This is a genomic window from Gottfriedia sp. NPDC057991, from assembly GCF_042886615.1.
In the GTDB taxonomy this organism is placed as follows: Bacteria; Bacillota; Bacilli; order Bacillales; family Bacillaceae_G; genus Gottfriedia.
Genome location: NZ_JBHVQN010000006.1, coordinates 35,791 through 60,422 on the forward strand (window position 1 = coordinate 35,791; position 24,632 = coordinate 60,422).

Sequence of the window (24,632 nt, forward strand, 5' to 3'; positions counted from 1 at the left end):
AAACCTTGAAATGATCCTAATCAAGGAGTACCTAAAATTGAAAAATAGCATTTGGCTAGAGGAGAACGACTTATATCAATTAGTGCCAATAACGGACGAGATGATAAAAAAGGCAGAAAAAAAGTTTAACATTAAATTACCTAATAAATACATAGAAATCCTTAAACAACAAAACGGGGGAATGATTAAATTTGATTCATTTCCTACTGAAATTCCAACTTCATGGGCTGATGACCACATTAATGTAGATCATATTTTAGGAATTGGAGAAGAAACTGGGATTTTAGAAAGTGAGTATCTAATAAAAGAATGGGGTTTGCCACTTAATATTGTTCTAATTTCAGGTGACGGACATTCTAGGATTGCTCTTGATTATCGGAAGACAAAAGAAGAACCACCAGTTATATATATTGACGTGGATGAAGATCAAATAATCAATATAGCACCTAATTTTGAAGCGTTTTTAACTGGTTTAACGAATTGGTAAATTTTTTAATAGGGTAATAGATTGATAAATAATAGTAAACAGATATAAAGGGGTAAACGAATGTCTATTTTAACAAATCAATCTGAATTTAAGATTCTAATTGAGAATGAATTAATTACGAATGTAAGCCTCAAGAGTGAACATCCAAATGACCCAATAGTAGTTAAGAATATACCTGAAGGTTGGAAATGCATCGGATTAGGTAATTATGCTGCTGTTTTTATTCACTATTCTGAACCAAATGTGGTTGTTAAAGTGTATGGAAAAGATCTAGATGGTTTAGAAAAAGAAGTTCAAGTTTATAAACAATTGGGAGAGCATCCGGCTTATTCGAAATTGATACAATTCGGTGAAAAATATTTAGTCTTAAAAAGATTAGAAGGAATTACCCTATACAACGCCCTTGCGAATGGTGATCGAATACCTGAGAGTGTGATTAAAGATGTAAATATCGCGCTTAAGTATGCGATTAATCGTGGGTTAAATCCATACGACGTTCACGGAAAAAATGTGATGATGAAAGATGGGAGAGGATACGTCGTAGATATATCTGACTTTTACAAAAAAGGCAAGGATGAAAAGTGGGATGATCTAGTCAAAGCTTACTATAAACTATATAAAAAAACTTTGTATAAAGTACCTATTAAAATCCCGTTAAAATTCCTAGATTTTACTAGACACTCGTACAGATTTTACAAAAAATTGAAGAGAAAGATTTAAGATAGATTACGTTAGGAAATGTTAGTTTAATAGGTTATATAATTGAACATTTCATATGACTGCAATTGATACTGAACAAGAGATAGCGGTTTACATTTCAAGAAGACTAGCATACGGGCTAGTCTTCTTGAGTTTGCAGTTATACAGTTAGTTTATTGATGTTGAGTATAAATTCGCTCTTCATTTTTTTTCCTTTTTTTCACTAAGACCTAATTAAAATTATGTCTGTTTTCATTTATTCGTAGTATATACCTATATAGAAATATCATGGTGATCTTCATAATTTAACAATTGTTTATGATTATAAAACTTCTCAAATATGATTCCCATTAAATAGTAAAATACTAAGCCAAAACATATATGAATAAGTGTAAATTTAAGACCAAATGAAGCTAATTCATAGATAACCACAGGTAGTTTAGCTGTTGTCCAAACTCCTAAAAAGAAAACAACATAGCGAATGCTTGCTCCTTTTTTCAATAAAAGTACCGCGATCGGAAAAGCTAGATATAGAGGACCTGCTGCAATACCTCCCAGTAAGAGAGCAAACAAAACACCGTAAATACCGGATTTATCTCCCATATATTTAATAAGAGTTTCTTTTTTTACCCATTTGTCAAGTAAGCCAACAAAAATTAAAACAGGTGGGAGGAGAAATAACATATTTAATATACTATTTCCAGTTAACTGAAATGCTTTCATTCCAAGTGAGTGGTTTATTAATGTTAGAATGATGAACGATCCGAATAAAATAAAGAAGAAACGATATTTTCTTAATTGACTCATACCATCACCAACCAAATAATATATGCAAATAAAAGAGACATTAAAAGTCCACTTGCATTACGTGCATATGCAAAACTTCTTCCAAATAATTTTTGTTCCATAGGTAAAGTAATCATTCCTACTGACATTAATGTTGACATTAACACTGCTACTTGTGGAAGGCCAGCACCATTTTGGACTAATGTTTCTCCAAGAGGAAAAACGATAAAACTAGGAATTAGTCCTACTGACCCAATTAATGTAGATATTATCATTCCTTTTATTCCAGATTGTTCCCCAATAATTGAAGAAACGAGTGAGGGCGTTAATAAGGATAAAGATAGTCCTACAAAAAACATAATAGTTAAAATTTCAGGAAAAATATTACAAAACATTTTCCATGATTTTAATAGAGCTTCTTTCGTTTTATTTCGATCTTTTATAAAAGAAATAATAGTAAGAATTATTGCCAAACTGTATAGGATCGAAGCATTAATCATGATTATTCTCCTTCCATACATTGTATCTGCTCAGGAAAAATGTTAAATTCTTAAGTTTTTCTTCAATATTTATTTGAAATTCTTCTAATTTTTCTTTTCCAACTTCAGTAATTTTGTACATCTTGATCGGTTTATCTTGATCAGATGTACCTAAATAAGACTCAACAGCACCTTCAGTCTCTAATTGCTTTAGAGTTCGATATAATATGGAACTGTCAATTGGATTGATTGGAAGTTCTTCCTCACACTTCTGTAAAAGTTTCCCTCCATAACGATCACCTTCTGTTAAAAACAATAAAAGAAATGCACCAGTATGTCGGCCTGTATGTTTCATAAATATTGAACCTCCTAAATTCGTAAATTTCCTCACAAAAAATAATTTCATACTGTTAATAACAATATACTGTTAAAAACAGTAATATGTTACTAACAGCAAAAATTAATCTGTTAATTTATTTCAACTCTAAAATTTTCTTTCTGTAGAGGGATTGGATGTAAGTTTTTCATGAGCATTTCTTTTGTGAGAAATGCTTTTTTACTATTCATAAAATGTAAGGATATTTTTATAGCAATAATAATATAATAAAAAACAACAATAATTTATTGTAAAACGATAAATAGTGTGTTAAATTCAAATTGGAAATAATTTAGTGAGGTGCTTTTATGAAACGAGGCTCAACTCTCTTTTTAAAAATAGTGGTGATTCTTATTGGGCTACCAGTTCTTGCATTGTGTATATTTGTGGTTCCTAAGATTGCAGAATTTGCAGCTGAGCTGTATCCGAATATTGTATTAATGAAATATTTCATTTTTATAGATCTTTATGCAGCAGCGATTCCTTTCTATTTTACTCTTTATCAAGCATTTAGACTCTTAAGCTATATTGATAAAAACAGAGCTTTCTCGGAATTATCGGTTAATGCTTTAAAGAAAATAAAATTTAGTGCAATAGCAATTAGTGTTTTGTATGTACTAGGTTTGCCACTTTTTTATTTAATTGCAGATATGGATGACGCTCCAGGAATTATTATTATTGGCATGGTCTTGATTTTTGCTTCATTGATAATTGCAGTCTTTGCAGCCGTTCTCGAAAGGCTTTTGAAAGAGGCGATTGATATAAAATCAGAAAATGATTTAACGGTCTGAGGTGAAGAACATGGCAATTATTATCAATATTGACGTGATGTTGGCAAAAAGGAAAATGAGTGTAACCGAGCTTTCGGAAAAGGTTGGGATCACGATGCCGAATCTTTCTATATTGAAAAACGGTAAGGCAAAAGCGATTCGTTTTGCAACTTTAGAAGCGATTTGTAAGGCCTTAGAGTGTCAACCTGGAGATATATTAGAGTACCAAAATGATGAAGACAACAAGTAGATCGTTAAGATTGATATAAATTTATGAAGGAGAGCTAATTGTGAATTTAATACTTCAAAAGACTGAGTCACATTTTATAAGAGCGGTCAAACAACTTGTTCGATTTGGTTTGGAGCAGGCTTTATCATGTATTTTTCCTGTTGTGATTTTTGCCTCTTTAGCTTTTACTAAAATTGTGCCACTTCCATTTCTGCCACGATATGATTGGTTACTTTTGATCTGTATTTTGATGCAGTGGTTAATGGTGCGTACTGGGCTTGAAACAATGGATGAATTAAAAGTCATCACACTGTTTCACCTAATTGGACTGGCACTTGAACTTTTTAAGGTACATATGGGCTCTTGGGCATATCCGGGAGAAGGATACTCAAAACTATTTGGAGTACCACTATATAGTGGATTTATGTACGCAAGTGTTGCAAGTTATTTATGTCAGGCCTGGAGGAGGTTGAAAGTTGAACTAATTAATTGGCCACCATTTTTTGTAGTTGCTTCACTTGCAACAGCAATTTATTTAAATTTCTTTACTCACCATTTTTGGATGGACGTTCGTTGGTGGTTATCAGGACTTGTCATAATTGTTTTTTGGAAATCTTGGGTCACTTATGAAGTTAATGGGATTAGGTACCGTATGCCAATTGCACTTTCTTTCGTCCTAATCGGATTTTTTATATGGATTGCTGAAAATATTGCAACGTTTTTTGGAGCATGGCAATATCCTAATCAGTCGGTTGCTTGGAGTTTAGTTCATTTAGGAAAAGTAAGTTCATGGCTCTTATTAGTAATTGTAAGCTTTCTGATCGTAGCTACTTTAAAGCGAGTTAAAGGAAATAATTCAATTAAAAGGAAAGAACACTAAAAAATATATTTGGCATTATAAAAAATAACCTGTATCTTAGATTAACTAGTAATCAGATACAGGTTTATTTAATGATTTGTATCGTTAGTATATTTCAATAAGATTCCTAAACCTAATATTCTACCTACTTACCAATAAGATTCATAAACCCTTTGTATATTAGGAAAAGGGAGAAAATTAAAATAGCTAAAATACCAATTAAATCTGTTAATGGCTCTACACTTGATAAGAATGTGCCTGCTAAAGGCATTTTGATTAAAGCAAAACCAGCAATAATACTAGCTAACATTAAAAAAATTCTTTCCATTCACTCATCCCTCCATTCAATATATTTTATGTTCAATTAAAATGTAAGTGCTTTCAAAGATAACCTTTTATAAAAAATGTGCGTTTGTCACGTAAAATTAGAGGGCGTAAAACACAATAAATTCACTATATTATTTCTTGTGAATTTGGAGCATCTATTGAAATTAGGAGGAGTATGACTTTTTAATATGTGTTAGTCGACAAGATTTCTTTCCTATCACTTAAGCACTTTTTTAATATAATCGTTGTTTCACATACTATTCTATTTCATTTACTAGTAGAGATTAAAAATAATAGGAGTGAAGAATCATTGAGTTCAAGGCTTAAACATGATGGGGGCATTTCATTAAAGAAATTGAATACTATGTTAAAAAGACTATTTTTAAGGAGGTTTTAATGAAAAGGGTTAATCTGTTCAAGCTTTCGTTTATAATATTGCCTTTACTACTTGTCGCATGTCGTTTTACCACTACAGAAAGTCAATCATCAATCGATTGGGTAGACTTTGTTAGATGGAATGGGGTTGAGTACTATGGCATACAATCAGGCATTTTAGCTAATGAAAAATTTATTGATGAAAAAGTAGGGGAAGTAAAATTCAAGGTAGCAGATCGTGTTACAAATCCAAGTTATAAAATAAAAGATGGAGATGCAGCATTCCATGAGAAAGGAACGGAAATTTATTCAATCAAGGGTAATCCTGAATTAATAGCCTTAAAAGACAGAACTGCAATAAATGGATATAGCGTCTATTATGCAAAAGGAACAACTGATTATAAGTGGTATTTTAAAGATGTACCAATCGAAAAAGTAAATAAGATTGAAATCTATCAATCTTATTCCCCTAACGCGAAAAAGATATCAGAGATTAAAAACAAAGAAAAAATAGATAGAGTTCTGGATATTTTAAAGACTAGTAAAGAAGATTCAAATTTCCAGCCAAATAATGATAATACAGATTCTACTCATTATGAAATTGTATTGTATATAGATGAACCAATCGCCTATAAATATAATATTGAATTTGATGGTGCAAACTACTATTGGTATCCGTGGGATACTTCAATTTTGTCAAATGAGATTGGAAAATTTTTACCAAAGCAATGATTTATTTACATATACACCTCTATTTAAATACAAAAATTAACTCGCTAATTATTTTTAGCGAGTTTTTTACTTTACATAATAATCCCCTATCTATCTAAATTCAGCAAATGGACTCAAATCGATAATCTGCACTCCAACTGAAAGATAGTAATCGAAAAACAACTAGTAAAATATGTGTAAGATATATGAAATTAGAACATTTCTTATATTAAACTACTATAAAAAATGGTAAAATATGGTTATGCGGAGATAGGAAACGGATATTTTTTACGGAGGGTCTATATTTGAGAAAGCCATATATATTTTTGATATTTGTTGCAATCATAGTATTATGCTTAGGCGGACTTTATTTTGAAAATATGAAGTTTACTAAGGCAAAAAATGAAATATGGATTGGTTATAACTATACAAAGTTCGGGAAAAATGTAATCAAATTTAAACAAATAAATGTAGAAAAACAAGCAAAATTAAATCAATTGGAAGAAATATTTTTATTTAGTAAAAAAATAGAAAAACCAATAGTTGATTTAGCAAAATACGATGTTCAGTTAACATTCAGAAGTCCAATAGATGTTACAGTTGAATATAGTTCATTACTTTGGTTCTCAAAAAGTGGTGCAATCATAAAAATCAATGGTTTTAACGGATATAGAAGTGTAAATATAGAGAATGCCAAATCAATAAAAAATATAATAAATTATATAGAGCTGTAATGATTAAATAATTTTTAGTAAATGAGTTGTCATGGCAACTTATTTTTTTTGATTTTAAAAGGAAGAATTGATTGGATATTTAGTTGCGGCAGTTTAGTAATAGAAGTAATGATATAATAATGTAGTGCAAACTTATTAATTAATTTATAAGTTGGTGATTGAATGTTTCGTTTCTTTAAATCTAAAAAGAAGGTAAGTTTCCATGAACAATTATTTGAATTGCAAAAGATTGGTATAGAATTAAATCCAATTTTAAATAAAGAATTAATTCTTGCTGAGTATAGTAATGAGGAATTTGAGAAAGAACCTTACCTGCTATTGCTAATCGCATTAGGAAGTGAATTGGAGTTAAACGGAAATTATATTAACTGTTCAAATGAAATATGGTATTTGGATACGGAATGTATTGAGGACACAGGAGATTATGTTCTAATTGCAGAAAGAATTAAAGACTTATCAAAAAATTATTTAGATCTTAAAAATATTAAAGATTTTGTAGATATTGAAAATCAAGTAGCATCAATTTCATTTACTTTAGATGAAAGAGATTATTGTTGGAAGCTAGAAGTAAATGATGACTGGATCGATGAGAAAATTATTGTTATGTTTAATGATTTATTAGAAATAAAAAATACGGATAAGAGAGTTTATATTCTAGATTTAGGAGGACAAGATTGCTTAGTTGGTATTTTTTCCAGGGCACAAGTAAAGCAGTTAAATAACTTACTTAATAAATATAAATTTGTATCATTATAAAACAGCAAAATCTTTCTATGTAACTGCTAACTTGATTTTGAACGATGTGGTACATCTATATGTGCTAATTTAGTATTGCTTGAAAAAATTTTGTAGTGGGAATGTAAAGAAAGGAAGTGTAAAACAGTGGAATTAGAAACGGTTATGCAGGAGCTAGAAGTACTTGGTAAAGAACGGACAAAAAAGACATACATAAGTAATGGTGCACATGAGCCACTATTTGGAGTGGCAACTGGAGCAATGAAACCGATCGCTAAGAAAATTAAAATAGATCAGCAATTAGCGAATCAATTATATGCAACAGGTAATTACGATGCGATGTATTTTGCGGGGATTATAGCAGATCCTTTGAAAATGACTGAAGAAGACTTTGAGAGTTGGATTGATGGAGCTTATTTCTATATGCTTTCAGACTATGTAGTTGCAGTTACTTTAGCTGAAGCCGATATTGCGCAAGAGGTAGCCGACAAATGGATTGCAAGCGGAGATGAACTCAAAATGTCAGCTGGTTGGAGCTGTTACTGTTGGCTTTTGGGTAATCGCTCAGATACTGAATTTAATGCGGACAAGATTTCAGATTTGCTTGTTCAGGTGAAAGATACAATCCATGAATCTCCTGAACGAACAAAATCTGCAATGAATAATTTTATTTATACAGTAGCAATTTCATATTTACCTCAACATGATAAAGCAGTTGAAACTGCTAAAGTAATTGGACCAGTCGAAATGAAAAAGGACAAGAAAAAAAGCACTATTTTACTTTGCTCTGAAAAAATTCAAAAAGATTTAGATAAAGGTCTATTAGGATTTAAGCGTAAACATGTAAGGTGTTAAAATCGTCAAAAGAAAAAGCTGAATCAATATTTCGATTCAGCTTTTTCTTTAATTTTGATATGACTTTTTTCTGTTTTTGAAGATGAAAAAGTAGCTTAAGAAGATAATGAGAATTAAACCTAAACTAATAAAGACTCCCATTCTTTGAGTTGCGTGAACTAATCCGCCTGAGACCCCCACTAGTATTAATAGAATGCCTAAATAAGAAGTGAAAGGATAACCAAACATTTTAAAATGATCATTATTATCTTTATCTTTTCTTAGTTTAATTTGTGATGATAAGATTGTTGTCCAATTCAAAATCATCATAACGCCTGCTGCAGTTGTGATATATTCATATATTTTTCCCGGTAGAATAAAAGATAATATTAAAGAAATAGCTACTGCAAACCCCGTTAGAAATAATGCCTTTAAAGCGGTTCCTCTCTTGTCCCTGTTTGCTATTCTCCTAGGTGCCTCACCATCTTCCGCTAATGAAACCATAATGTTAGTAACTGAGAAAAGAGATCCCACCATAGTTGATAAGGCAGCACTAATAATAATTAAGTTGAAAAAGGAATCGATATAAGGAAAATGAAAAACCGATAGAGCTGAAACGAAAGGACTTTTCGATGCGTTAATCTTTGACCAAGGTACCATCGTTAATACAAAGAAAATAGATGAAATATACACAGCAACTAGTGCAATGAGCATGCCGATTCCCGCTTTTGGAATTTCTTCACTATTTTTCAATTCAGATGAAGCGATTCCAATTATTTCTATGCCTCCAAAAGAAAAAAATACAAATATTAAAGCTGACCACATTCCTTTCATTCCGGTTGCTAAAATTGGGTGAATGCTGTTTAATCCTTTTACTGAATTAGTTTCTGGGGTAATAATTTGGGTTATTAATAATACCCCAAATAAAATAAAGATAACTAAAGTAGATAATTTTATTATGGCGAAAATCGATTCTATTTTCCCAAAATTTTTTACTCCTAAAAGATTAATAGCGAATGCAATAATTACAAAGAAAACTGTAAAAATCCAAAGAGGAACATTCGGGAACCAAAATTTAGCAAAGGTTCCAAGTGCTACAGCTTCACTAGAGATGATAAATACACCAGATAACCAATACATCCAACCAGATACAAATCCCATCGAGTTACCAAAAGCTTTTTTCGCGTATGTTCTAAAAGAGCCTGGCTCTGGATCGGCTACTGTCATTTCCGCAAGTGCACTAAATACAAAAAAGGAGGTGATTCCTCCAATAATGTAATTGAGTAATATTGCTGGACCTGCTATTTGGATCGATAAACCAGTACCTAAAAAGAAACCTGCCCCTATGATCGATCCAATTCCAATCAAAGAAAGCTGCCACCAAGAAAGTTTAGATGTTTTTCCTTTTTCAAGATTAGCTCTTTTTTTGTCAAGTACTTCCTGCTTTATCGAATGTTTATTATCCATTTAAGGTCTCCTTAATTTTGATCAATTCTAGTTAAACATTCCCCATTTGTATAAAATTAAATCGGTTATTTTAGAATTATTTCTAAAAATTAGAATGTCAGTGTCAGTCTATTGTTGGTTAGAATTTCGTTTCTATTTATATAGTTGAATAAAAATGAGAGCCGAACATCGGCTCTCATTTAACTCTTTAGAAGGCTAGTTAAGAAAGGATTAGGAAGATGAAAAGGTATTACTTAGCATTTTTATTAAATTGGAAAATCTCATTAACAGCTTGGTGATAGCCACCCGCTTCTCGAAAAGATTTCTTTATACTGTCGATTGCTTTATTGTAAGACGGGTTATTATTTAACACATCTTCTGCCGCTTCACGCAGTTGAATTGGTGTCAAATTTTGAGTTTGTAATTGCAAACCTGCACCAATCTTGGCTATTTGCTCTGCAATCATTGGCTGATCAGCGTTCTGTGGGATTACGATTAATGGAACTCCGTAATAGAGACCCTCACATGTGCTATTCATTCCACCATGCGTTATAAATAATTTTGTATATTTTAGCACTTCTGTCTGTGGAACATATTGTTTTACAATAAAGTTTGGAGGAATAATTCCTAAATCATCTAGACTGGTTTGTTTACCAATCGACATTACGACTGAGTGTTCACTATTACCAAATGCTTCAAAACATAGCTTATAAAAATCAATAGAGCGGTTAAAAACAGTTCCCAGAGAAATATATATAGGACTTTTACTTTTAATGGTAGAAAGGTCAAATGTATCCTGTTGTAATCGGGAACCGATAGATGGACCGACAAATTTGTATGAATTATTAAAGGCTTCCCCACCAGGTTGAAAGGCTCTAGTAGTGTATACGATTGTTAATGGAGCAGGATTACAAAATACTTCATAATATGAATTGATCTCTACAGCATATTTTTTCTTAATATTTAAGGACAGTCTATTAAATTCATCATTAATCGGTTTAATTATTTCTTCAGGAATATTCTTTAATTGCTTTTCCATCATTTTATCGAATGTTTCTTCTGTCTGTGCAAAAGTAGTACAGGAACTGATTGCGGGAAGATTAAGAATTTGGGCAATTAAACGTCCACAACCAAACATAGAATCATGTATGATGTAATCAAAATGCTCTCCTTGAATCTGTTCAAGAACACTAGGTATAACGATTTCTGCTGTATGTAATAGACCATTAATTCTTTCTAGTAAATGAGTTCGACCACCTGAGAGAAAGGCTTTAATAAATTTTTGTTCATCAATTGTTCGCATTGTAACTCCAGTCTTTTCAATTCGATCTCGAAAAGACTCTATCGAAAAGTAGACAACCTCTTCACCGCGTGAAACTAGCTCTTTTACAACTCCTATAGTGGGATTGATATGCCCTTCTGAGCCTCCATTAATAAATAAAACACGTGCCATTAAAAACACTCCTTGGTTCAATTTATTCTTTTTAAAAGCAAAATGATTTAGCTTAACTATTAAATAACATTGTATAATGCTAAACTAAAAAATAAAAATAATAGAGGTGATTATACGATGTAGAATCAATAATGAAGATAGAAGATACCATCTCAATTCATTTAGATGATGAAGAAAAAATTGTCTAAAAGTACTAGATTTTGATAATCGGAAATAAATTTAGAATATCTATTAATTTTTGTGTGTCTAGTTCCTACCTTATATCAAATAATTGATTTTTTAATTTTAAACGGTAGGAGTATTTGAAAAAGGAGTCCCAAAATAATAGATAGGTAGTAGTTTATTTTTATAGGAAGTGAAAAGGTGTTTACATATTATTCTATGCTCATAGTTGGAGTATTTTTTATAATAGGAGCAGTTTTTATATTTATTACAATGTATATTGAACGAGTATATTCTTTAGTAAATATAGGAAAAAGCTTTGGATGCTTATTACTTGGTGTTTTACTTTTAGCGGTTACTCTCCCAAGTTTTAAATACGTTGTGTTTAAACAATATGATGTTGTCAGCGGAAGATGTGTTATAGAAATTGATAATTCAAGTCGTACTTCTGAAGCAGATTTTGATATGCAAGATACAGATGAAATATTTACTTTCAGAGATATTCCTAAACTGGATGCTTATGGGAAAGCAATTTCTTATTATTGTAGGGTGACAGTTACAAAAGATCATAATTTTGAGGTTAGTTACAAAATATATGATATCAAAACAAGAAAATTAATTTTGACAAGTGAATAGTTTATTAAAATAACTTCTAAATTTGTCAAAAAAACTGAATTGGTGTATTTATTAATTTTTATTTTATTAATTATACTAATCTAGTTAAATACTCTATTAAATTTAAAAACTTAAGGGAGCGACCTATGAGTTAAACTACCCTTGTTTAGGCTTAAGTGTAATTTCTAAATAAAGAATTTTCTGATATAGCTTTCTGACTTCAGAGATCTGGTACTACATAAAAAAGTTAGTTCAAAAAGGTTAAAGGTAATTGTGAGTTCATTTTTGAATTTAATATAAATAATAAAAATGTAAAAGGAGATTATGATGAAACAATTAATTTCTGCTTTGTATATTTTGTTTGGACTATTAATTGTAACGTTAACCTACTTTTCTAATTTTTCTGGTCCAAGTTATCTCACAAATATAGGTTGGTTTCTTATTGTAATTGGGATTATATATCCATTTTATAGTCGTGTTGTTAATTATTTTAAGCTTGAATTTGAAGATGAAAAAAATAGTGTATGACTACAACAAAAAGGCTGCTTAGGTAGTCTTTTTTATATGGAAACGATTATTTACACCCAAAGAATTTTTAATAAATTTTTTACATTTAGAGAATTATTAAAATCTTATATTAGACGTTTGGACTGATGAACTAACCAAAAAATGAAAATATACATATCTTAATTTGTAAGTAATTAGGAATATATCATCCAAGGACTAGCCCAAAAGAATTGAAAAAGGTGATTTTTTGGGGAAAGAAGATAAAAAAAAATGTGATTGCCATTGTAAAGTTTGTCACAGATGCAAAAAGTGTTGCTGTTGCAATGGTTCAAAAGATCATTTTAGAAAAGAAGAGAAAGAGAAAAAGAAAAGATGTGATTGTAAGAAGTGTAAAAATGATTGTGATTGTTGTGAAAAATGTTGTTGCTGTTGTTGTCGAGGTCCAAGAGGCCCTAGGGGCGAGGAAGGAAAAAGAGGAAAAAAAGGTAATACAGGAGCAACGGGATTTACAGGAGTAACAGGCCCAACCGGAGCGACCGGAGAAAGAGGAGTAACGGGTCCAACCGGAGCGACCGGAGCAACGGGAATAACAGGAACAACCGGAGCAACGGGAACAACCGGAGTAACAGGTTCAACTGGCCCAACAGGAGCAACTGGAACGACTGGTGTAACGGGTTCAACCGGGGCGACCGGAGAAAGAGGAGCAACAGGAACGACGGGAGTAACGGGAATAACCGGGAGAACAGGAGCAACTGGTCCAACCGGAGTAACGGGAGCAACAGGAGCAACTGGAATAACAGGAGCAACAGGAGCAACCGGAATAACGGGAGCAACGGGAATAACCGGGATAACAGGCCCAACGGGAGCAACAGGAGCGACGGGAATAACCGGAACAACCGGAGTAACGGGTTCAACTGGTCCAACGGGAGCAACTGGAACGACGGGAATAACAGGAGAAATTGGGGCAACTGGAGTAACGGGAGCAACGGGAATAACCGGGACAACAGGAGAAACAGGAGCAACTGGAGTAACGGGAATAACCGGGAGAACAGGAGAAACTGGCCCAACTGGAGTAACGGGAGCGACGGGAATAACAGGAACAACCGGAGTAACTGGAGCGACGGGAATAACAGGAGAAATTGGGGCAACTGGAGTAACGGGAATAACCGGGAGAACAGGAGAAACAGGAGCAACTGGAGTAACGGGAGAAACAGGAGCAACGGGAATAACCGGGAGAACAGGAGAAACTGGCCCTACTGGAGTAACGGGAGCGACGGGAATAACAGGAGAAATTGGGGCAACTGGAGTTACGGGAATAACCGGGACAACAGGAGAAACAGGAGCAACTGGAGTAACGGGAATAACCGGGACAACAGGAGCAACGGGAATAACTGGGAAAACAGGAGAAACTGGCCCAACTGGAGTAACGGGATCAACTGGCCCAACCGGATCAACTGGGGTAACCGGAGTAACGGGAACGACGGGAATAACAGGAGTAACCGGGACAACAGGAGAAACAGGAGCAACTGGAATAACGGGAGAAACAGGAGCAACGGGAATAACCGGGAAAACAGGAGAAACAGGTCCAATCGGGGTAACAGGATCAACTGGGGCAACAGGAGCAACCGGATCAACTGGGGCAACAGGAGTAACCGGAGAAACTGGCCCAACAGGAACAACTGGGGCAACTGGAATAACAGGAACAACCGGAGTAACGGGAGCAACTGGCCCAACGGGAGCAACTGGAGCGACGGGAATAACAGGAATAACAGGAACAACCGGAGTAACGGGTTCAACTGGAGCAACTGGAGTAACGGGAGAAACAGGAACAACTGGGGCAACTGGAGTAACGGGAATAACTGGGAAAACAGGAGAAACTGGCCCAACTGGAGTAACGGGAGCGACGGGAATAACTGGGAAAACAGGAGAAACAGGTCCAATCGGGGTAACAGGAACAACTGGGGCAACAGGAGCAACCGGATCAACTGGGGCAACAGGAGTAACAGGAACAACCGGAGTAACAGGAGTAACGGGAGAAACTGGCCCAACGGGAGCAACGGGAGCGACGGGAATAACTGGAGCAACTGGAATAACAGGAACAACAGGAGTAACGGGAGCGACGGGAATAACTGGGAAAACAGGAGAAACTGGCCCAACCGGAGTAACGGGATCAACTGGCCCAACGGGAGCAACTGGAGCGACGGGAATAACAGGAATAACCGGAACAACCGGAACAACCGGAGTAACGGGTTCAACAGGCCCAACTGGAGTAACAGGAGAAACGGGAATAACTGGGACAACAGGAGAAACTGGCCCAACTGGAGTAACGGGAGCGACGGGAATAACCGGGAGAACAGGAGAAACTGGCCCAACCGGAGTAACGGGATCAACTGGCCCAACAGGAACAACTGGGGCAACAGGAGCAACAGGAGAAACGGGAGCAACTGGCCTAACGGGAGCAACTGGAGCGACGGGAATAACCGGAATAACCGGAATAACCGGAATAACCGGAACAACAGGAACAACCGGAGTAACGGGATCAACTGGCCCAACGGGAGCAACTGGAGCGACGGGAATAACAGGAATAACCGGAACAACCGGAGTAACGGGTTCAACTGGAGCAACTGGAGCAACTGGAGCAACTGGCCCAACTGGCCCAACTGGCCCAACTGGAGCAACTGGAGCAACGGGAATAACAGGAACAACCGGAGTAACAGGAGCGACGGGAATAACTGGGACAACAGGAGAAACTGGCCCAACGGGAGTAACAGGAGCGACGGGAATAACCGGAACAACCGGAACAACCGGAGTAACGGGTTCAACTGGCCCAACGGGAGCAACGGGAATAACCGGAACAACCGGAGTAACGGGAATAACTGGCCCAACGGGAGCAACGGGAATAACAGGAACAACCGGAGTAACAGGAGCAACTGGAGTAACGGGATCAACAGGAGCAACAGGAACAACTGGAGCAACGGGAATAACTGGCCCAACTGGAGCAACGGGAATAACCGGAACAACCGGAGTAACGGGAATAACTGGCCCAACTGGAGTAACGGGAATAACCGGAACAACCGGAGTAACAGGAGCAACTGGAGTAACGGGAATAACCGGAACAACCGGAGTAACGGGAATAACTGGCCCAACGGGAGTAACGGGAATAACCGGAACAACCGGAGTAACAGGAGCAACAGGAGTAACGGGAGCAACAGGAGTAACGGGAGCAACAGGAGTAACGGGAGCAACAGGAGTAACGGGAGTAACGGGAGTAACGGGATCAACTGGCCCAACCGGAGTAACAGGCTCAACAGGCCGAACAGGGGTAACAGGAGTAACGGGTCAAACTGGAGTAACAGGAACAACCGGGGTAACAGGGGCAACTGGAGCCATCGGAGAAAGAGGAATAACAGGAACAACAGGGGCAACCGGAGTAACAGGAACAACAGGGGCAACAGGGGCAACCGGAGTAACCGGCCCAACAGGTCGAACCGGAGCAACCGGCTCAACCGGAGCAACAGGAATTTCAGGATCTAATACTAAAGCAATTATATTTGGTGGTACTAACGCAGGATTTCAACGAATTGCTGGATCTCCCGGTGCAGATTCAAATATTATTCCATATGTAACTGCAGGCTCAGGTAGTATTATTGGTCTTTCAAGCTCTATAAATGTAAATAATCTCTCAGCAGGAACTTATAATATTCAGGTTTGTAATAATGTTCCTATTAATCTTGCAGCACCAGCAGCAGGTCAAATAGTATCTACTATTACTTTAGATGTCATAGCTACCTTAACTGGAACAATAATATTTTCTATTACACCAAATGATGTAGGTGCACAGCCTGTAACCATATTCAATCCTAATCCAGTTGTAGCAGCAGCCACTGTCACTTGGACTAGTACCATTCCTGGAAATCCCGTTACAAGAACTAACGCTATTTCATTATATATAACACCTCAAATTACACAAAGTGCAATCTATACAATCTTTATTGCAACTACAATTTGATATTGGTGATTTAATTACAATTAGATATTTTATTAAGGTTCTTCTTTCAGTTGAAGACCTTTTTTTTATCCTAATGTACTCCTAAATACAATTGTAAATTTAGAACTTTTATTTATACTAATTTTATACGTGGTAGTTTATTTTACAAATGTAAATATATTATTTTAGTAGTAGCATGATTTTGTTAGTTTTAAGGAGGGAAAATATGATAATTTGCTTAGAAGGTGCAAGTGCAGTAGGAAAAACATCAACTTCCTTGGAAATTGTCAAAAGTACGAATACATATGTAGTTCCAGAAGTGAATCTATTTTTTGCACGACCAACAGGAGTATCAAACACCTGGTATTTGGAACGGCAAGTTGTGTTAAGCCACATCAACAGTTTTATGAATCTCTTAATCAAATTGTACCTAGTTTTATTCAAGTGAATGAAGCTATTAATATTGAGGAGAATATAGCAAATAATATCTAAAAGTTTAGCTTCTTCTACATTAAAGGTGAATCAACGATATTCACTGGAGCTAATAGACTATATTGTAAATTGGTTAATAATAAATAAAGCTAAGATTTAGTGTTTAGGTATTAGATCAAAAAGATTACTAGAAATATAAAAAAAATAGAGGAATATCCTCTATTAAAAGTCGAACTTATAAACCGCCAAGTGCTTTAATCGTAGCAGGTCCTACAATTCCGTCTACTTTTAAATGCCGGTCTTTTTGAAATTTACGCACGGCTTGGTATGTGTTGTTCCCAAAGACACCATCGATCCCTTTTGTACTATAGCCGAGAGATGTTAGTTTTTGTTGAAGTTTTTTAACTGTAGTACCGCGACTTCCCTTTTTTAATACAGTTCCACTTGGGATAACAGCATTTGAACCACCATTACTACTTGTTACCTTATACCCGTTTGCAATTGCAATTGAGTTAAATGATTTACTTGAAGTTGTAATGACAACAGGTGTGCTCAATTTTACTCGATCAAAAAGCCATTCTACTTCGTTATCATACATTCTAACACAGCCATGACTAACGTATTTTCCAATCGAACTTGGGTTATTGTTACCGTGGATGGCATATGTAGTTCCCCATGTACCACGAGCATTTAATCCAAGCCAACGGTTTCCAAGTGGATTTCTTGGATCCCCACCAGGAATGTGACCTGTATAGTAAGGTCTATTCACAATCTTATTTACAATTTTAAACTTACCCTCTGGCGTGAGAGTTGGACTTTTACCAGTGGCTACTTTAAAAACTTTGTAGAGTTTACCATTTTCATAATAAGCTAGTTGATTTGTTGATTTATTAATTATAATGAATTGAGATGTAGCTGCCTGGCTAGGTTTAATACCAATACCTACAAACATAAGACAAGTTAAAATTAGAACAGCAAGCCATTTTCTTAACAATACCTTCCCTCCCGAATCATTTTTTCAAAATCTTAATCAATTAATCCTATGATTGCAGAAGTTGTCCATTTGTCATTTTTTTCAAATATGCTTAAAATAAATAAAGAAGATGATATTTGTAATGAATTTTCATAGTTCTTTTAGTTTGTATGATTGGACGGAATATTTTCTATGTAGTGCTAATGGCTTGTAAAAGGGAAATAGTAAATTTAAAGTAATGGAGGTGAATAGATGAAAATTAATAATTATTTGCTCCAACTATCCTTACTAATCATCATTATTTTTGGTGGGACCTTTATCATTCATTTAATTAAAACGGGTGAGCTTTTATTAGATCAAATTATTGGATTTTCAGTAGGAATCTTAATCCTATTCGTTAATTTAATTTGGAAGAAATCTAGCAAACTTTCATAATTCATAAAATTTGAGAAATCTAGGATAACAAAATTAGCATTATATAGTAGAATGAATATAAGTTTAAGAAATTAATTGTGTTCTAGGATTGTATAAGAAATTAGACACGATATTTAAGAATAAAAGTTAAATATAATGGTCTTTTAAATTATTTTGTTGGGGAGGAACGATTTTGTTTAAACGTATTTCTTTCTTTATTTTTGTTAATATTTTAGTGTTAATTACAATTACTACGATTACAACATTATTAGGTGTACCTCGCTATATTGGTAATGGTGGATACTGGGCACTGCTTACATTTAGTGTAATAGCTGGATTTAGTGGAGCGATTATTTCATTGTTATTCTCTCGTATAATGGCTAAATGGGTTATGGGTGTAAAATTAATTGATTCTCGTTCTCCACAAAATGAACGATTTAATTTTGTACTAGAGGAGACATATCGTTTAGCAAAACTTGCTGGTTTAAAAAAGATGCCACAAGTAGGAGTTTATAATTCAGTTGAAGTAAATGCTTTTGCTACAGGACCTAGTAAAAGACGATCTTTAGTAGCTGTTTCTAGTGGAATGATTGAGACAATGGATCGTCCAGCAATTAGTGGTGTTTTAGCACACGAAATTGCCCATATAAAAAATGGAGATATGGTTACTACAACATTATTACAAGGTGTAATTAATACTTTTGTCATTTTCTTCTCCCGTTTAGTTGCAAAAATTGTTTCTAATTTTGTAAGAGAAGAGTTATCTTATGTCGTTTATTTTCTTTGTTCAGTAGTATTTGAGATCGTATTCAGTATTTTAAGTAGTCCAATTATTTTCTGGCATTCAAGAAAAAGGGAATTTAAGGCTGACAGGTATGCGGCAGAACTTGGTGGAAAAGATAACATGATTTATGCTTTAGAATCATTAAGTCGAAATATTAGATTAGTTGATGATCGTCAAAAATCGATTGCAGCTTTTAAAATAAGCGGTAAAGAGAAATTCGCAAGATTATTCTCAACGCATCCACCATTAGAAAAACGAATCGAACGTTTAAAATCATTATAAAAGTTAAAGGCTTTTTACATTTAACGATGTAAAAGGCCTTTATTTTTATTTTTCTAAAGTAGATTAAGGTAATAGGAAGAAGGATTTCATTTTAATTTAGGGAATATAGATAATAAAAAGATGAGGTGTAGTTTATTGGAGAAAGAAAAAATCGAAAAATTGAAAACTTCAGGAATTATCATAGCTACGTTTATCTTTACCCTCGGAATAATCATATCTATTTCTATTATTAATTTTAATCACGCTAAAGCACATCCCAATATTATCAAAATTCCTAAATCAAAAAGTATAATTACACTAGTTAATAAACAAGAATTAATGAATGTAGATTCAAATTTAAAAACTCGTGTTTGCGAAGTTGTCGACCTTGCAAAAACAAGTAATAAAAGTCAGTATCAAATAGTTTGTGATGATTCTGAGAAATACGGATTTACTGATAAAGAAATAATAGACAAAAAATCTAACCCTATATTGAAACTTGGTGACACTGTTTACTTAACTATTTATGAAGATGGTAAATTAATGGTAAAAATTGAAAATGAATAAGTAGATTTTAGTCTAACTAAAAAGAGTCACACCTAACATATAGATTAAAGAAAGGAACTTCAAATTTTGATGAAGTTCCTTTTTAAAAATTATAGTTCTTCTCCATTTGAAGCAATCACATCTTTGTACCAGAAGAATGATTTTTTCTTTTTTCGTTCTAATGTTCCACTACCGTTTTCATGTTTATCGACATAAATGAAACCATAACGTTTTGAGAACTCACCTGATGATGCACTAACAAGATCTATGCAACCCCAGCTAGTATAACCCATCAATTTAACGCCATCTTGAATTGCTTCTCCCATCGCATTAATGTGCTCACGTAAATAATCAATTCGATAATAATCATTAATTGTTCCATCATCTTCTACTTTGTCATATGCACCTAGGCCGTTTTCTACAACAAATAACGGTACTTGGTAACGGTCATACAATTGATTTAAACTAATTCGTAAACCTACCGGATCGATTTCCCAGCCCCAGTCACTTGCTTTTAGGAAAGGATTTTTAACTCCACCAATAAGATTTCCTTGTGAGCTTTCTAAGTCAGATTTTTCTTTTTTCTCGGTTCTAGACATATAATAACTGAACCCAATATAGTCAACAGTGCCTTCTTTAATTAATTCTAAATCCCCATCATGCATTTCAATATTAATATTGTTTTCTTTAAAGAAGCGATTTATAAATGACGGATATTCGCCACGAACCTGAACGTCTGCACAGAAGTAATTAAAAAAGCGTTCTTCTTCAAGGGCATACATTACGTTGTTAGGATTCGAATCAAATGAATAAACTGGAGCATATAAAATCATACATCCAATTTGAGAATCTGGAATTATCTCATGACAAGCTTTGACTGCAATACTACTTGCAACAAATTGATGATGAAACGCCTGAAATGTTGGTTGGTATTTATCTTTTTCTTCTTTTATAGAAAAACCAAGACCCATAATTGGCATAATTAATCCACTATTAATTTCATTAAAAGTCATCCAATATTTTACTTTGTTTTTATAACGGTTGAAAATTGCGTTTACATATCTTTCAAAGAAGGTTACTACTTCTCGATTTCTCCAACCACCATATTGTTTTACAAGATTTACTGGCATTTCATAGTGTGAAATTGTCACAACTGGTTCAATGCTATATTTGTGTAGTTCGTCAAAAACACGGTCATAGAAAGCCAATCCATCTTCATTTGCTACTAATTCATTTCCATTTGGAAAGATTCTTGTCCAAGCAATTGACATTCGGAAAACTTTAAAACCCATTTCCGCAAATAAAGCAATATCTTCTTTATATCGGTGATAGAAGTCTATTCCTTCGTGGTTTGGATAATTATACTTAGAACGATCAATCTCGAAATTAAATCCAGATGACTGTAAAATATTCAGTCTTTCCTTCCCACCAGGAAGAACATCGGCTATATTTAAACCTTTATTCCCTTCATAAAATCCGCCTTCCATTTGATTAGCAGCCGTAGCGCCACCCCATAGAAAATCTTTAGGAAATTTATATTGTTTCATTTTTTTACCTCCTAATTTCTTTTTAGTTGTTTACATAAATCCATATTTTTAATTAATGAGAATATAAACGAATCATAACGTTAACGGAGATGTTAGTAAATAAGTGAATGGAATCTAGTTTCTATTCACAAAAGTAAATAATTGTTTCATATATGTAACGCTGTGTTTTTTATTTTGTATGTTAAGATATTTAAATAGATTAAATATATTAAGTACCTTGTTATAAAAGGAGAACGAACTAAAATGTTTTCAAATGATCAAATCGCGTCATTTAATGAGTTAGAGTTATCTTTATATAATTACATTTCACAAAATATGGGAAAAGTCGCTTATATGCGTATACGTGAAATTGCAGATGAGACCCATGTTTCAACTTCAACAATTTTACGTTTTTGTAGGAAACTAAATTGCGACGGTTTTTCTGAATTTAAAGTAAAGTTAAAAATGTATTTAGAAGAGGAGAAACGGACCTTCGTAAAAAGTGCACAACATACGCTAGTAGAATTTTTTGAGAGATCTTTAAAAGTGGATTTAGAAGATAAAGTGAAAGAGGCTGCTATTGAAATAAATAAAGCTGAAAATGTAATTTTTATTGGAATAGGCAGCTCAGGTATTCTTGCTGAATATGGTTCGAGGTACTTTTCAAGTTTAGGAAAATTTTCACTTTATATAAAAGACCCACATTTCCCGATTCACTCTAAATTAACAAAAAATAGTATAGCAATCGCATTGTCAGTCTCTGGAGAAACTATTTTCACAGTAAACCATCTGAATTTACTCAAACAAGAAGGTTGTAAAATTATAAGTATTACGAACAACAAATTATCAACAATAGCCAAAATTTCTGATCTAAATATTCCCTATTATGTAACAGAAGAGTATTTTGAAGAGGCAAATATAACTACTCAAGTTCCAGTGGTCTATATAATTGAATCGATCGCTCGCGAAATATATAGAATTAATCAATAAGTGTATGGTTAAAGATTATTTTTACTCATTATTAAAAGGGTTTTTCTTATTATGTAAGGAATGTTATTTATTCTGATAAAGAGTAAAGGAGTATTAATATTTATGAAATTAATCGATCCTACATTACATAAAGATTGGGTAAAACCACATTCAACAAAATGGTACGAACAAATAGGTAAATTATATGGGGAATACACATATCCTTGGAATTCAACAATTACAGAGCCAAATGGGGAGTTAATTTTTAATAATGAAGTAGTTGAAATGATTAATAACAAAACTGTATTAGATGTAGGGTGTGGTCATGGAGAATTCACTATTAAATGTAGTGAAAAAGCAAAAGAAATTGTAGGATTTGATCTTACAAATGATTTTATAAAAAGTGGAAATGAAACGAAAAAACAAAATGTATCTTTTATTGTTGGCAGCACAAAAAATGGATTACCTTTTGAATCGGAACAGTTTGATTGTGCATATAACCGAAAAGGACCCACATCAGCCTATCAAGAACTTAAAAGAGTAGTAAAAAAAGGAGGGAAAGTCCTTGGACTTCATCCTGGTGATGATTTAGGAATTGAATTACCTAAATTTTTTCCTAATCTATTTCAATCAATTAATAGTGAGAAACCAATTTTAAGAAAGATAAAGCAAAGACTTGATCAATGTAGCTTTGAAAGTGTAGAAATACAAGGTGTTAATAGTATTGAATTTTTACATACGCCACTTGATGTTTTAAAACTAAGATGCTTCGGCCAAAGACAATCCCTATTAATGGAGGTAATTGAAGATCATTTACCGGAAGTTATACGAATATTTGAACAAAATGCCCAAAAGGATGGTTTGCCTATAACTTATTCACGTTACATTGTTAAAACACAAGTATAAATTATTGAGAGGATAAAAATATCCTCTTTATTTATTGAGTATTAAATTATAAATCAAAAATTTCTATACTTCGTCACTGTAAAAAAACCATTTATTACTTAGACGTCTATCATAATCAAATTTTAATGTTGTTACATAAGATTATAATGGTATGAAAAATGGACAAGAATTTATTACTAAATCAGTTCTCTAGTTAGAAAAGGTGATAATTAACCGGAGTAACGGGACCTACAGGGCAAAGACCAACTCTAACATTTGCAGAAAATGCTGGATCGATTGCTGTATTCCCACCACTTAATACAGAAGTAACAATTGTAAGTATCACACAGGCTGTACTCGCAAATCAGCAGCAAAAAATTGACTATGCATCAGCCATCGAGTTAGTGGTTACTGCAAACTGGTCAGTTACTTTTCAATTCCGACTATATAGGGATGCAACTTTAATAGACACTAGAACTTATAATACTAACCAATCTTCAGCTGGGACACATAGGTTTCAATTTGCAAGTACTCAAGTGGATATAGCACCCGCTAATGCAACTTCAACCTATAGTCTAAGAGTGATATTTACCCTTGCCTCAAATGTTACCTCAGTATCGGCAATTAATAGAGATATGAATATAATCACATTTACACCTTAAGTTAGAATTAAAATAATAGATTAATATTTCCCCTAATAATGGACAATTTATAAAGTTAACCCTGTTTATTTTAAGGGGTTTCTTTAATCTTCAAGCAAAAAACATTTTATTTTTTTCACATACTTTAATAAAAACAGAAAAATAAGGATGTGAAAAATTTGAATCGCTTTAATAGCCGAAAAATTGATCAATTACAATTCGATATTGAATACAGAACCCAATTTACTTTTATAGTAAATGATGAAACTTTAAAGTGTGTTTTAAAAGAAATTGCTAACGATTCATATGATTTAGCTAACTTATATAAAAACGAGTAAGTTTAAGAAAAAATATCAAGGTGTAATAGGTGAGTTGAATTATAAAGTAGCAGCTCAAATAATTGAATATTAGCAGCTGTTAAAGTATTTCAAGAAAAAAATGGTTTAATTCTAGATAGAATTGTTGGAGAGAAGACTTTGGCTAATTGTTATAAACATAAGAAAAGAGTTTCATAAAGTATTAGAAACTCTTTTTTTGCTTTATATTCTTATGTTTAATTTTAAAATTTTGAACGTATATAATCAAAAAATTTAAATACAATAAAAAGTATAAAAATAATAAATACTAAA

General features: G+C 33.6%; 28 protein-coding genes. 19 read left to right on the forward strand and 9 right to left on the reverse strand.

Annotation, left to right across the window (positions count from 1 at the left end; genetic code table 11):
* Positions 1–37: 37 nt before the first annotated feature.
* A complete protein-coding gene (locus tag ACFVR2_RS18960) occupies positions 38–487 on the forward strand; it encodes an SMI1/KNR4 family protein (protein WP_387365197.1) in 450 nt (149 codons plus the stop codon).
* Between the two features lie 60 nt (positions 488–547).
* Complete coding sequence (locus ACFVR2_RS18965) at positions 548–1,207, forward strand: serine/threonine-protein kinase (protein WP_387365200.1); 660 nt, start codon at positions 548–550, stop codon at positions 1,205–1,207.
* A 252-nt stretch (positions 1,208–1,459) separates the two neighbouring features.
* On the opposite strand, the gene ACFVR2_RS18970 is transcribed toward ACFVR2_RS18965, so the two are convergent.
* From ACFVR2_RS18970 to ACFVR2_RS18980, 3 genes are read right to left on the reverse strand one after another with little or no spacing between them, the layout of a single operon-like run.
* Complete coding sequence (locus tag ACFVR2_RS18970) at positions 1,460–1,993, reverse strand: permease (RefSeq protein ID WP_387365203.1); 534 nt, start codon at positions 1,991–1,993, stop codon at positions 1,460–1,462.
* A complete protein-coding gene (locus ACFVR2_RS18975) occupies positions 1,990–2,472 on the reverse strand; it encodes a hypothetical protein (RefSeq protein WP_387365206.1) in 483 nt (160 codons plus the stop codon). Before ACFVR2_RS18975 ends, ACFVR2_RS18970 begins: the two co-directional genes overlap by 4 nt.
* Positions 2,465–2,806, reverse strand: a complete 342-nt coding sequence (locus ACFVR2_RS18980) for a PadR family transcriptional regulator (RefSeq protein ID WP_387365209.1) — start codon at positions 2,804–2,806, stop codon at positions 2,465–2,467. Before ACFVR2_RS18980 ends, ACFVR2_RS18975 begins: the two co-directional genes overlap by 8 nt.
* Before the next feature lie 329 nt (positions 2,807–3,135).
* Here ACFVR2_RS18980 and ACFVR2_RS18985 point away from each other — a divergent pair, with 329 nt between their 5' ends.
* The 3 genes from ACFVR2_RS18985 to ACFVR2_RS18995 all read left to right on the forward strand — a co-directional run bounded on the left by ACFVR2_RS18985 (position 3,136) and on the right by ACFVR2_RS18995 (position 4,706).
* Positions 3,136–3,618, forward strand: a complete 483-nt coding sequence (locus ACFVR2_RS18985) for a DUF2975 domain-containing protein (RefSeq protein WP_387365212.1) — start codon at positions 3,136–3,138, stop codon at positions 3,616–3,618.
* 10 nt (positions 3,619–3,628) lie between these two features.
* Positions 3,629–3,847: a helix-turn-helix domain-containing protein gene (locus tag ACFVR2_RS18990; RefSeq protein ID WP_387365215.1), complete on the forward strand. Its 219-nt coding sequence runs from the start codon at positions 3,629–3,631 to the stop codon at positions 3,845–3,847.
* Between the two features lie 76 nt (positions 3,848–3,923).
* The gene (locus tag ACFVR2_RS18995) at positions 3,924–4,706 is read left to right on the forward strand and encodes a DUF817 domain-containing protein (RefSeq protein ID WP_387366175.1); all 783 of its coding nucleotides are present in this window, start codon (positions 3,924–3,926) and stop codon (positions 4,704–4,706) included.
* Positions 4,707–4,830: 124 nt separating this feature from the next.
* Here ACFVR2_RS18995 and ACFVR2_RS19000 read toward each other — a convergent pair whose 3' ends face one another.
* A complete protein-coding gene (locus ACFVR2_RS19000; RefSeq protein WP_069034392.1) occupies positions 4,831–5,013 on the reverse strand; it encodes a hypothetical protein in 183 nt (60 codons plus the stop codon).
* A gap of 395 nt (positions 5,014–5,408) precedes the next feature.
* Between ACFVR2_RS19000 and ACFVR2_RS19005 the strand changes: the two genes are divergently transcribed.
* From ACFVR2_RS19005 to ACFVR2_RS19020, 4 genes are all read left to right on the forward strand, one after another.
* A complete protein-coding gene (locus ACFVR2_RS19005; protein ID WP_387365218.1) occupies positions 5,409–6,119 on the forward strand; it encodes a hypothetical protein in 711 nt (236 codons plus the stop codon).
* Positions 6,120–6,403: 284 nt separating this feature from the next.
* Entirely contained in the window at positions 6,404–6,832 is a 429-nt protein-coding gene (locus ACFVR2_RS19010; protein WP_387365221.1) for a hypothetical protein, read from the forward strand.
* Between the two features lie 162 nt (positions 6,833–6,994).
* Positions 6,995–7,588 (forward strand): hypothetical protein, encoded by a 594-nt coding sequence (locus ACFVR2_RS19015; protein ID WP_387365224.1) that lies wholly within the window; start codon positions 6,995–6,997, stop codon positions 7,586–7,588.
* 126 nt (positions 7,589–7,714) lie between these two features.
* Positions 7,715–8,422, forward strand: coding sequence for a DNA alkylation repair protein (locus ACFVR2_RS19020; protein ID WP_387365227.1), 708 nt, complete (start codon positions 7,715–7,717; stop codon positions 8,420–8,422).
* A 48-nt stretch (positions 8,423–8,470) separates the two neighbouring features.
* Here ACFVR2_RS19020 and ACFVR2_RS19025 read toward each other — a convergent pair whose 3' ends face one another.
* Positions 8,471–9,868: an amino acid permease gene (locus ACFVR2_RS19025; protein WP_387365230.1), complete on the reverse strand. Its 1,398-nt coding sequence runs from the start codon at positions 9,866–9,868 to the stop codon at positions 8,471–8,473.
* 229 nt (positions 9,869–10,097) lie between these two features.
* Entirely contained in the window at positions 10,098–11,300 is a 1,203-nt protein-coding gene (locus tag ACFVR2_RS19030) for a macrolide family glycosyltransferase (protein ID WP_387365233.1), read from the reverse strand.
* A gap of 363 nt (positions 11,301–11,663) precedes the next feature.
* Here ACFVR2_RS19030 and ACFVR2_RS19035 point away from each other — a divergent pair, with 363 nt between their 5' ends.
* From ACFVR2_RS19035 to ACFVR2_RS19050, 4 genes are all read left to right on the forward strand, one after another.
* Entirely contained in the window at positions 11,664–12,098 is a 435-nt protein-coding gene (locus ACFVR2_RS19035) for a hypothetical protein (RefSeq protein WP_387365236.1), read from the forward strand.
* 306 nt (positions 12,099–12,404) lie between these two features.
* Positions 12,405–12,605 carry a hypothetical protein gene (locus ACFVR2_RS19040; protein ID WP_387365239.1) on the forward strand — a complete coding sequence of 67 codons (201 nt, stop codon included), beginning with the start codon at positions 12,405–12,407 and terminating at the stop codon, positions 12,603–12,605.
* A 226-nt stretch (positions 12,606–12,831) separates the two neighbouring features.
* On the forward strand, positions 12,832–16,593 hold the full coding sequence (locus tag ACFVR2_RS19045) for a collagen-like domain-containing protein (protein WP_387365242.1): 3,762 nt from the start codon (positions 12,832–12,834) through the stop codon (positions 16,591–16,593).
* Positions 16,594–16,798: 205 nt separating this feature from the next.
* Positions 16,799–17,020, forward strand: a complete 222-nt coding sequence (locus ACFVR2_RS19050) for a hypothetical protein (RefSeq protein ID WP_387365245.1) — start codon at positions 16,799–16,801, stop codon at positions 17,018–17,020.
* A 219-nt stretch (positions 17,021–17,239) separates the two neighbouring features.
* Here ACFVR2_RS19050 and ACFVR2_RS19055 read toward each other — a convergent pair whose 3' ends face one another.
* Complete coding sequence (locus tag ACFVR2_RS19055; RefSeq protein WP_387365248.1) at positions 17,240–17,998, reverse strand: L,D-transpeptidase family protein; 759 nt, start codon at positions 17,996–17,998, stop codon at positions 17,240–17,242.
* 231 nt (positions 17,999–18,229) lie between these two features.
* Here ACFVR2_RS19055 and ACFVR2_RS19060 point away from each other — a divergent pair, with 231 nt between their 5' ends.
* The 3 genes from ACFVR2_RS19060 (at position 18,230) to ACFVR2_RS19070 (ending at position 20,003) form a co-directional block, all read left to right on the forward strand.
* Positions 18,230–18,412: a hypothetical protein gene (locus tag ACFVR2_RS19060; protein WP_387365251.1), complete on the forward strand. Its 183-nt coding sequence runs from the start codon at positions 18,230–18,232 to the stop codon at positions 18,410–18,412.
* Between the two features lie 172 nt (positions 18,413–18,584).
* Positions 18,585–19,457: a protease HtpX gene (htpX, locus tag ACFVR2_RS19065; protein WP_387365254.1), complete on the forward strand. Its 873-nt coding sequence runs from the start codon at positions 18,585–18,587 to the stop codon at positions 19,455–19,457.
* A gap of 135 nt (positions 19,458–19,592) precedes the next feature.
* Complete coding sequence (locus ACFVR2_RS19070; protein ID WP_387365257.1) at positions 19,593–20,003, forward strand: hypothetical protein; 411 nt, start codon at positions 19,593–19,595, stop codon at positions 20,001–20,003.
* Between the two features lie 89 nt (positions 20,004–20,092).
* Here ACFVR2_RS19070 and ACFVR2_RS19075 read toward each other — a convergent pair whose 3' ends face one another.
* Positions 20,093–21,529, reverse strand: a complete 1,437-nt coding sequence (locus ACFVR2_RS19075) for a glycoside hydrolase family 1 protein (RefSeq protein WP_387365260.1) — start codon at positions 21,527–21,529, stop codon at positions 20,093–20,095.
* A gap of 243 nt (positions 21,530–21,772) precedes the next feature.
* On the opposite strand from ACFVR2_RS19075, the gene ACFVR2_RS19080 reads away from it, so the two are divergent.
* Together ACFVR2_RS19080 and ACFVR2_RS19085 are read left to right on the forward strand one after the other, a co-directional pair.
* Complete coding sequence (locus tag ACFVR2_RS19080) at positions 21,773–22,498, forward strand: MurR/RpiR family transcriptional regulator (RefSeq protein ID WP_387365263.1); 726 nt, start codon at positions 21,773–21,775, stop codon at positions 22,496–22,498.
* A 102-nt stretch (positions 22,499–22,600) separates the two neighbouring features.
* Positions 22,601–23,383: a methyltransferase domain-containing protein gene (locus tag ACFVR2_RS19085; RefSeq protein ID WP_387365266.1), complete on the forward strand. Its 783-nt coding sequence runs from the start codon at positions 22,601–22,603 to the stop codon at positions 23,381–23,383.
* Between the two features lie 193 nt (positions 23,384–23,576).
* Here the strand turns inward: ACFVR2_RS19085 and ACFVR2_RS19090 are convergent, their stop codons facing one another.
* A complete protein-coding gene (locus ACFVR2_RS19090) occupies positions 23,577–23,708 on the reverse strand; it encodes a hypothetical protein (RefSeq protein WP_387365269.1) in 132 nt (43 codons plus the stop codon).
* Positions 23,709–24,182: 474 nt separating this feature from the next.
* Here ACFVR2_RS19090 and ACFVR2_RS19095 point away from each other — a divergent pair, with 474 nt between their 5' ends.
* The gene (locus ACFVR2_RS19095; protein WP_387365272.1) at positions 24,183–24,341 is read left to right on the forward strand and encodes a hypothetical protein; all 159 of its coding nucleotides are present in this window, start codon (positions 24,183–24,185) and stop codon (positions 24,339–24,341) included.
* Positions 24,342–24,632: the final 291 nt, after the last annotated feature.

Excerpts from the sequence above, each read along its gene's own strand:
- ACFVR2_RS19015 (WP_387365224.1), top strand. The coding sequence starts at position 6,995 with ATGTTTCGTTTCTTTAAATCTAAAAAGAAGGTAAGTTTCCATGAACAA.
- ACFVR2_RS18965 (WP_387365200.1), top strand. The coding sequence starts at position 548 with ATGTCTATTTTAACAAATCAATCTGAATTTAAGATTCTAATTGAGAAT.
- ACFVR2_RS18990 (WP_387365215.1), top strand. The coding sequence starts at position 3,629 with ATGGCAATTATTATCAATATTGACGTGATGTTGGCAAAAAGGAAAATG.
- ACFVR2_RS19060 (WP_387365251.1), top strand. The coding sequence starts at position 18,230 with ATGAAAATTAATAATTATTTGCTCCAACTATCCTTACTAATCATCATT.
- ACFVR2_RS18985 (WP_387365212.1), top strand. The coding sequence starts at position 3,136 with ATGAAACGAGGCTCAACTCTCTTTTTAAAAATAGTGGTGATTCTTATT.
- ACFVR2_RS18975 (WP_387365206.1), bottom strand. The coding sequence starts at position 2,472 with ATGATTAATGCTTCGATCCTATACAGTTTGGCAATAATTCTTACTATT.
- ACFVR2_RS19075 (WP_387365260.1), bottom strand. The coding sequence starts at position 21,529 with ATGAAACAATATAAATTTCCTAAAGATTTTCTATGGGGTGGCGCTACG.
- ACFVR2_RS19025 (WP_387365230.1), bottom strand. The coding sequence starts at position 9,868 with ATGGATAATAAACATTCGATAAAGCAGGAAGTACTTGACAAAAAAAGA.
- ACFVR2_RS19030 (WP_387365233.1), bottom strand. The coding sequence starts at position 11,300 with ATGGCACGTGTTTTATTTATTAATGGAGGCTCAGAAGGGCATATCAAT.
- ACFVR2_RS19080 (WP_387365263.1), top strand. The coding sequence starts at position 21,773 with ATGTTTTCAAATGATCAAATCGCGTCATTTAATGAGTTAGAGTTATCT.
- ACFVR2_RS18970 (WP_387365203.1), bottom strand. The coding sequence starts at position 1,993 with ATGAGTCAATTAAGAAAATATCGTTTCTTCTTTATTTTATTCGGATCG.
- ACFVR2_RS19000 (WP_069034392.1), bottom strand. The coding sequence starts at position 5,013 with ATGGAAAGAATTTTTTTAATGTTAGCTAGTATTATTGCTGGTTTTGCT.
- ACFVR2_RS19040 (WP_387365239.1), top strand. The coding sequence starts at position 12,405 with ATGAAACAATTAATTTCTGCTTTGTATATTTTGTTTGGACTATTAATT.
- ACFVR2_RS18980 (WP_387365209.1), bottom strand. The coding sequence starts at position 2,806 with ATGAAACATACAGGCCGACATACTGGTGCATTTCTTTTATTGTTTTTA.
- ACFVR2_RS19085 (WP_387365266.1), top strand. The coding sequence starts at position 22,601 with ATGAAATTAATCGATCCTACATTACATAAAGATTGGGTAAAACCACAT.
- ACFVR2_RS19005 (WP_387365218.1), top strand. The coding sequence starts at position 5,409 with ATGAAAAGGGTTAATCTGTTCAAGCTTTCGTTTATAATATTGCCTTTA.
- ACFVR2_RS19050 (WP_387365245.1), top strand. The coding sequence starts at position 16,799 with ATGATAATTTGCTTAGAAGGTGCAAGTGCAGTAGGAAAAACATCAACT.